We start from the raw sequence: 7,970 nt of genomic DNA, 5'->3' as shown, positions 1-7,970 counted from the left end.
GTGAAGCTTTTTCTAAAAAGCTTCAGAAGACGCCGCCTTTTTCGCTCAAAAGGCGGCACCCAAAAAAATTTCCCTGTTTTTTATCAATGATTTGTTTTCAAACACTCTCTTGGTCCGGGCCTGTCTGGTCATGCCCCATCGCGGGAACTTCCCCCGGCAATGGCCTGTTTGTTGGGGCAGGCCACAGCGTATCGGGATCTCTTGTGCATGGTTCGGCGTCCAGGAACACCGCAATGTGGTGGAATGGGGGGCAGATCATGCGCAGCCCCCAATGCACGATAATTCCCGACAGGCCTGAAAAATTATTTATATTTGATATGTTGGCGCCCTTCAGATGAACAGCGATGCCAGCAGCGTGAAAAGCAGGCCCAGTACAGCGATCAGGGTTTCCACGACCGACCATGTTCGGATGGTCTGTCCCACTGTAAGACCCAGATATTCCTTGATCTGCCAGAAACCCGCATCGTTGAGCGGACCAAGCGCCACCGAGCCAGCCCCCGTGACAATCACCATCAGTTCAGGTGACACGCCATGGGAATGCAACAGGATCGGCCCCACGATTCCCGAGGCCGTACTCATGGCCACGGTGGCGGACCCCGTGGCCACGCGCACCACGACCGCCAACAGCCATGCCAGCACCAGCAACGGCACATGCGCGCCAAGTGCCAGTGTGGTGATGGCCGATGAAATCCCGCTATCGACCAGTTCACGGCCGAAACCGCCCCCTGCACCGACCAGCAGCATGATCAGGGCGGTGGGGGCAAGGCAGTCATTGGTGAATTTCAGGATTGTCGCACGTGAAAACCCGCGCGCCACCCCCAGCACGTAAAATGACAGCAGCGTCGCGATCAACAGCGCGATATCGGTATTGCCGATGAAATGCAGGAACGTATTGGTGCCGCCACCCGGCCGCGACACGAGATCGGCTACGGATCCCGCCAGCATCAGTATAACCGGGCACAGAATCGAAAAGACCGTGGTCATGAAGGGCGGCAGGTTGGCGGGTGCTTCATTATTGACGAACTGGCTGGCAAGCGCGGCCTCGTTCGTTGTGCCGATTCGGGGGGTGATGAACCGGGCATAGACAGGCCCGGCAAGTGCCGCGATGGGCGTGCCAATCACGGCACCCCACAGGATCGTGCGGCCCGTATCGGCATGATAGGCCGCCAGTGCCAGCAGGGTTGCCGGATGGGGCGGTACCATTGCATGCGTGACCGAAAGTGCCGCCCCCATCGGCAGCGCCACCATCAGCAGCGGCGTGCGTGTTCGCCGCGCAAGTGTGAAGGCCAGCGGGATAAGCAGGACGAACCCGACTTCGAAAAAGACCGGCAGTCCAACCAGAAGGCCAATGACCATCATGGCCCAACTGACGCGGCGTTCGCCTGCAATGCGGGTGATGGTCAGCGCGATCTGATCCGCACCGCCTGATTCCGCCAGCATCTTGCCCAGCATCGTACCCAGCGCGATGACGGTGGCGACATGGCCCAGGACCTTGCCCGCGCCTTCTTCGAACGAGGAAATGGCCTTTTGCGGCGGCATGCCCGCGCACAGCGCCAACAGCACCGATACGCTGAACAGCACGATGAACGGGTTGATCCGGCAACGCCCGATCAGCACGATCACGGCGAGTATGGCCATGACGGCAATGGTAACGGCAAGAAAAGGAGACATTATCACATCTGAAAATTATTATTATCGTGAGTGGCTTGACGCGGTTTGTATCACAATATGGCAGGGTGTGCGGGATTGCATGCGTGGTGCATGCATAACGTGGGGAATGTCCGGGGGGATGCGTGTTCGTGTGCATCCGTGTCGGGATGGTGACTGGAAAAATTAATCCTTTGCCATAAGCTGTCGGGACATGCCCGCCAGGGGATACCCGCGTCGCGGCATTATTCGAGCAACGACAACAGTTGCAAATAACAAGACAGAATGAAAGCCACCGGCGCTTTCAGCATAAAAACCGGATAAGGAAACTGTCATGTCGTCACTTCAGCCCCCGGCACCAGCAACACGCGACGATGGGGCGGGATCATCGGAATTCCTGGCCCGTTCCGTGGGGGTCAGTCTGCTGGCGGCCCTTGCCGGGTTGATGTTCGGCCTTGATACCGGGGTGATCGCCGGGGCGCTGACATTTATTGGCGATGAATTCCATGCCTCCGCACAGATGCAGGAATGGATCGTCTCCTCCATGATGGCTGCCGCAGCCGTGGGATCGATCATCGCGGGGAACCTGTCGTTCCGTTTCGGCCGGCGCAAGGCGCTGATGGGGGCGGCGATCCTGTTCTTGCTCGGGTCGATCACCTGTGCGCTTGCGCCGTCTGTCGTGGTGCTTGTCATCGGTCGCATCTTCCTCGGCCTTGCGGTCGGGATCGCGGCTTTCACCGCACCGCTCTATATTTCCGAGGTGGCGATGGAATCAGCGCGCGGGTCGCTGATCTCATGCTACCAGCTTATGATGACACTGGGTATTTTCCTTGCCTATGTGGTGGACAGTTTCCTGTCCTATGGCGGGCACTGGCGATGGATGCTGGGGCTGATGACGTTGCCGGCGGTGGTGTTTTGCATCGGATGCCTGTTCCTGCCCGACAGTCCGCGCTGGCTGATGATGCGTGGGGATACGCGCCATGCACGGCTTGTCATGCGCTATCTCCGCTCCAGCCCGCAGGAGGCGGATCGTGAAATTGACGATATCGCCAGCGAGCTGAAGAAAGAACACACAAACGTGTGGACCTTTTTTCGCACCAACCCAAATTTCCGCCGCTCCGTCGGGCTGGGCATGCTGTTGCAGGTGATGCAGCAACTGACGGGCATCAATGTGCTGATGTATTATGCGCCCAAGGTGTTTCAGGCCGCGCATTTCGGGGTTGCCGCCTCCACCTGGTCCACGGCGATCATCGGGCTGGTCAACATGGCGGCCACGGGGCTTGCGATCATGTTCATTGACCGTTGGGGGCGGCGGCCTCTGCTGTTGCTGAGTTGCGTTGTCATGACGCTGAGCATGGCGGTCGCGGGGGGGCTGGTCGCGATGGGGGCCTCGACCCTGCCGCAGGAAATCGGAATGGTGGCGGCATTGTTGCTGTTTGTCGCGGGGTTCGCCATGGGGGCGGGGCCGCTGGTATGGACGCTGTGTTCTGAAATACAGCCATTGCGGGGACGTGATTTCGGGATTGCATGTTCGACATTTACGAACTGGGCCGCCAACTGGCTGATCAGCAATACGTTCCTTTCGGTGCTCGAAGGGTTGGGAGAGGCACGGACCTTCTGGCTTTTTGCGCTGATGAACGCGATATTCATCGTCATTACCCTGGGCTTCGTGCCAGAAACCAAGGGCGTCTCCCTCGAAGCGATCGAAGATCACCTGATGCAGGGACGCAGGCTGCGTGACCTTGGCCGCTGATATGGCATGATCGGGGCGTTGTGCACCTTTGATGGAAGAAACATGATTATCCGGACTGACGAAACATTCGATATCGACACGCCCTCTGGCCGGATGCGCCTGCATGTCTTTCGTCCCATGGCGGAAGGGCGTTTTCCGGGCATCGTGCTATTTTCCGAGATTTATCAGGTCACAGCCCCCATACGCAGGCTCGCGGCCATGGTGGCGGGACAGGGATATGTCGTCGCTGTGCCCGAGGTATATCACGAGTACGAACCCGCGGGCACGGTCCTGGCCTATGACAAGGTCGGCACGGATCGGGGCAATACCCTGAAATATGCCAAGCCCCTTGCGGCATATGACGATGATGCATGCGCGGCGGTCTCATGGCTGATGGAAGAATGCGCGGCCTGTTCAGGGCGTGTGGGCACACTTGGCGTATGTCTTGGCGGGCATCTTGCATTCCGGGCGGCGTTCGATCCGCGCGTGCGCGCGGCGGCATGTTTTTATGCCACCGATATCCATAGTGCTTCCCTTGGGGAGGGAAAGCATGATGATACGTTGGCGCGCCTGCCTGAGCTCCGCGGTGAGGTGATGATGGTGTGGGGACGTCAGGACCCGCATGTGCCATTCGCAGGGCGGCAGTTGATCCGCGAACGGATGGAACAGGCGGGCACGCGTTATGAATGGCATGAATTCAATGCGCAGCATGCCTTCCTGCGTGACGAGGGGCCACGGTACGACGCGGCGCTCTTTTTACAATGTATGGATATGGCCGGGGCCTTGTTCCACCGTAACCTGACATGAGTGCGGGGGCAGTACGCCCCCATGTGCATCAAGGGCTGCGTGCCTGCGTCAGGACATGCCGCGCGTCAGCAACCCTGCGAGCAACACCAGCGCCACGGCAAGGCCGGTTTCGCGGTTAAAACGGAACAGGCGCAGGCATTGCGGTGCATCGTGTTCATCAAGACGCATGACCTGCCAGGTCAGCAGCGCGGCGGGCACCGGCAGGCCGGCCCAGAATCCCCATCCCTGATGTGACAGGACAGCCGCCGCCGCAATCCCCGCCAGTGCGAGGGCGTAACATGTCCCGACAAACCCACGTGCCCTGCGTGCCATCAGGCGCGACGTGGATTTGACGCCAATGCGGGCGTCGTCTTCCATATCCTGAAAGCCATAGATCGTATCGAACCCCAGTTGCCACACGATGGTCGCGGCATAGAGCGCGCCTTGCGCAAGGTCGATCCGGTCCGCTGCCGCCGCGTATCCCAGTGGCGCGCCAAACCCGAATGTAAATCCCATCACCAGTTGCGGCCACCATGTCACCCGCTTGGCCAGCGGGTAAAGCGCCACCAACAGCAGCGACGATGCACCCAGTGCCCGCGACAGGGGATTGAGGCACATCAGGATGTTAAACCCGATCAGCAGCAGTGCGAGCAGGAACAGCCCGGCTTCGCGCATGCGCAGCGCACCGCTGGCCAGTGGCCGTCCGGCAGTGCGTGCAACCATGCGGTCGATATCACGATCCCACATGTCATTGACCACGCACCCGGCTGCACGCATGACGATGCTGCCGATACCAAAAAGCACGATCAGGCGAAGACGTTCGCGCGGGGCCACATCAGCGGGCAGCAGGATGCCCCAAACCCCCGGCAGGAACAGCAGCCATGTCCCGATGGGACGGTCAAGCCGCGCCAGCAGGGCATAAGGGCGCAGTGGGGCCGGAAGGCGGCCGATCCAGCCGTCAGTACGGATGTCGGTATGCGACGCAGGCTGGGTCACTGCATGTATTCTCCCGGCGATAAGGCCCGACATGACGATGACGCCGGGCGACCTGACTGCTAATGCGGACACAGATGGGCCGGATGATCGTGCGTGGTCAAGTCCGGGCCGAGACGATAGCCGAGACGATAGCTGATACGATGGCCGATATGATGGCGGCCCCGAAACGGGCCACAGATGCGCCATAGACCAAAGGAAACATCATGAGGGACAGCCCCCGCCTGTTCATGGACCCACAGGCATTTCCACCCATGTGCCCTGATGCGGTGATCCGGTTGGAACCGGACCGGGCACATTACCTGGGTAATGTGCTGCGCCTGTCCGCGGGCGGGCGCGTGGTTGTGTTCAATGCCCGCGATGGTGAATGGTCCGCGACCATAGAGGTGCTGCGCCGTGATCGTGGGGAAATCCGTCTGGTGCATATGGACCGCCCGCCAAGGGTGACGCAGGGGCCTGGGATCATGTTCGCGCCGTTGAAACGCGATGCGACCGAAATGATCATCCGTATGGGAACGGAACTGGGTGTGGAATGCTTTTATCCGGTCATTACGGAACGCACGAATACCCATCGCCTGAACGAGGGGCGCCTGTCTGCTATTGCGCGCGAAGCCAGCGAGCAGTGCGAACGCCTTGATGTTCCCGCCATCGCCCCGATCCGGCCGATGATGGAGGCGATTGCGCATGCCCCCACTGATATGCAACTGTTTGTCGCACTGGAACGTCTGGACCCCACGGCGCAGGAAAGCGAAGTTCCCCGTGCGTGTCCCGGCGATGCCCTGCTGATTGGTCCAGAAGGCGGTTTTTCACCGCGTGAACAGGACTTCCTGCGTGGGCGGCCCGCAACGCGTCTGTTGTCGCTGGGGCCGCTTGTCCTGCGGGCCGATACGGCGGCGGCGGCGGGGCTGGCCCTGATGGGGGCTGGTATCCGTATGGGAATGGCCGGATAGGGAGAGGTCCGACCGTTCTCTGGCATAGGGACCAAATCCGGTCCACAATGGTTTTGCATTCTTTCTGTAACGAGGATTCCCGCCACGTCATGTCCAATCCTGGCGATCAAGATATAACTCCGATCGAATCGGTTACCCAACTGGCCAGCCTGCTGGCGCAGGGGTCAAAACCACAAGATGCGTGGCGGATCGGCACGGAACATGAAAAATTCGGTTTCATCCGCCCCCAGGCCACGCCAGCGGGGCGCAGCCCATGGCTGCCACCACCATATGAGCCCGATGGCATCCATGCCGTCCTGTCGGCCCTGCAACAGGGCGAAGGCAGGGCGTGGCACGATATCCGCGACAAAGGGGCGCTGATCGGCCTGAAGGGGGCTGAGGCGCACAAGGGGGCCTCAATCTCCCTTGAGCCCGCGGGACAGTTCGAGCTGTCGGGTAAACCGCTGGCGACACTGCATGAAACCCGGACGGAGATGGACGGGCATTTCAACAGCCTGCATCCCATCTGTGAGCGGCTTGGCATTGGGTTTGCGCCGCTGGGGTTTCATCCCTTCGCCCGGCGCGGGGACATGCCCACCATGCCCAAGAGCCGCTATGCCATTATGCGTGACTACATGCCAAAGGTCGGCACGCTGGGGCTGGACATGATGCTGAGGACCTGCACGGTGCAGGTCAATCTTGATTTCGCATCCGAACAGGATATGGCACGCAAGCTGCGTGTCTCCCTTGCGTTGCAGCCAGTGGCGACAGCACTTTTTGCGAATTCACCATTTTACGAGGGCCACCCCAATGGCCTTCTGTCGAACCGTGCTCATGTCTGGACCGACACGGATAACCGGCGTTCGGGAATGCCCGTCGAATTCTTTGCCCCTCATTTCGGGTTCGAGGCATATGTCGAATGGCTGCTGGATGTGCCGATGTATTTCATCATGCGCGATGGCAGGATTCATGATGTGGCGGGCCGGTCCTTCCGCGCATGGATGAACGGTGAATCCCAAAAGGGGCTGGAGGGCCTGACCCCGACCATGGGTGATTTCGAAGATCACATGACCACCGCCTTTACTGATGTCCGGCTGAAGCAGTTTCTTGAAATGCGTGGTGCGGATGCCGGGTCGCCCGAAATGATGCTGGCGCAGTCGGCATTGTGGGTTGGTCTGCTGTATGATGATGCCGCGCTGGCGGCGGCTGATGCCCTTGTGCATGAACAGCCGTGGGAGAGTTATGTCACCCTGCGCGCCGAGGTGCCGCGTCTGGGTCTGCACGCGCCATGGGCGGGCGGAAGTGTGCGTGATCTGGCAAAGCGTATGGTCGATATCGCCACGGATGGCCTGCATGCCAGGGCGCAAAAGGACGCCACCGGACGTGATGAGGCGCATTACCTCGACCCCTTGCATGAAATTACTTCAGGCGGCCCGACACAGGCCGAAGCATGGTTGCAGGCCTATCATGGTCGCTGGGGTAGGGATGTAACCCGTATTTTTGACGAAGCGGCGATCTGAACTGTTTCAGGTGGGATCATCGCCAGTCAATGATCCCATCCGTTATTGAAAAAGCGCCTGTTAATAAAACAGGCGCTTTTTTCATGGGATGTGCGTTAAGATGGCCTGTGGCTGCGTATGGTCTGTCTGTTGTCTTATGCAGAGATATTTTTGAATATCGTATGATTTTATAAGAGACTGTTTGAAAGTCCATGCGCGGTAACATCCTGAAATTATAAAAGTTTTTGGTGAAGATTTTTTCAAAAATCTTCGAAAGATACTGCCTTTTTGAAAAAATCAGTGCCCAAAGAACTTTTCTTTTTTTATCAACGGCCTGTTTCTAGAGCGTTCTGTGATTAGATTGATGCATATCCTGAGTTTTTG

Annotated in this window: 6 protein-coding genes; 4 read left to right on the top strand and 2 right to left on the bottom strand. The window is 59.2% G+C overall.

Going from position 1 to position 7,970, the window contains the following annotated elements; all coding sequences use genetic code 11:
- Nucleotides 1-330 precede the first annotated feature (330 nt).
- On the bottom strand, nucleotides 331-1,671 hold the full coding sequence (locus B7G66_RS15145; RefSeq protein ID WP_003620326.1) for a GntT/GntP/DsdX family permease: 1,341 nt from the start codon (nucleotides 1,669-1,671) through the stop codon (nucleotides 331-333).
- 310 nt (nucleotides 1,672-1,981) lie between these two features.
- Here B7G66_RS15145 and B7G66_RS15140 point away from each other — a divergent pair, with 310 nt between their 5' ends.
- Entirely contained in the window at nucleotides 1,982-3,400 is a 1,419-nt protein-coding gene (locus B7G66_RS15140) for a sugar porter family MFS transporter (RefSeq protein WP_003620324.1), read from the top strand.
- Nucleotides 3,401-3,442: 42 nt separating this feature from the next.
- Entirely contained in the window at nucleotides 3,443-4,186 is a 744-nt protein-coding gene (locus B7G66_RS15135) for a dienelactone hydrolase family protein (RefSeq protein ID WP_040510841.1), read from the top strand.
- A 48-nt stretch (nucleotides 4,187-4,234) separates the two neighbouring features.
- On the opposite strand, the gene ubiA is transcribed toward B7G66_RS15135, so the two are convergent.
- Entirely contained in the window at nucleotides 4,235-5,161 is a 927-nt protein-coding gene (ubiA, locus tag B7G66_RS15130; RefSeq protein WP_040510839.1) for a 4-hydroxybenzoate octaprenyltransferase, read from the bottom strand.
- 203 nt (nucleotides 5,162-5,364) lie between these two features.
- Here ubiA and B7G66_RS15125 point away from each other — a divergent pair, with 203 nt between their 5' ends.
- Entirely contained in the window at nucleotides 5,365-6,108 is a 744-nt protein-coding gene (locus tag B7G66_RS15125; protein ID WP_003620317.1) for an RsmE family RNA methyltransferase, read from the top strand.
- Between the two features lie 89 nt (nucleotides 6,109-6,197).
- Nucleotides 6,198-7,607, top strand: a complete 1,410-nt coding sequence (locus B7G66_RS15120; protein WP_003620311.1) for a glutamate--cysteine ligase — start codon at nucleotides 6,198-6,200, stop codon at nucleotides 7,605-7,607.
- Nucleotides 7,608-7,970: the final 363 nt, after the last annotated feature.

It is taken from the genome of Novacetimonas hansenii JCM 7643, assembly GCF_000964405.1.
GTDB classification, from domain to species: Bacteria; Pseudomonadota; Alphaproteobacteria; order Acetobacterales; family Acetobacteraceae; genus Novacetimonas; species Novacetimonas hansenii.
This window is presented reverse-complemented; position numbering and strand designations above follow the sequence as displayed.

What these genes read in the sequence shown, in the direction of transcription:
- B7G66_RS15145 (WP_003620326.1), bottom strand. Translation starts at nt 1,671, where the DNA reads ATGTCTCCTTTTCTTGCCGTTACCATTGCCGTCATGGCCATACTCGCC.
- B7G66_RS15140 (WP_003620324.1), top strand. Translation starts at nt 1,982, where the DNA reads ATGTCGTCACTTCAGCCCCCGGCACCAGCAACACGCGACGATGGGGCG.
- B7G66_RS15135 (WP_040510841.1), top strand. Translation starts at nt 3,443, where the DNA reads ATGATTATCCGGACTGACGAAACATTCGATATCGACACGCCCTCTGGC.
- B7G66_RS15125 (WP_003620317.1), top strand. Translation starts at nt 5,365, where the DNA reads ATGAGGGACAGCCCCCGCCTGTTCATGGACCCACAGGCATTTCCACCC.
- B7G66_RS15120 (WP_003620311.1), top strand. Translation starts at nt 6,198, where the DNA reads ATGTCCAATCCTGGCGATCAAGATATAACTCCGATCGAATCGGTTACC.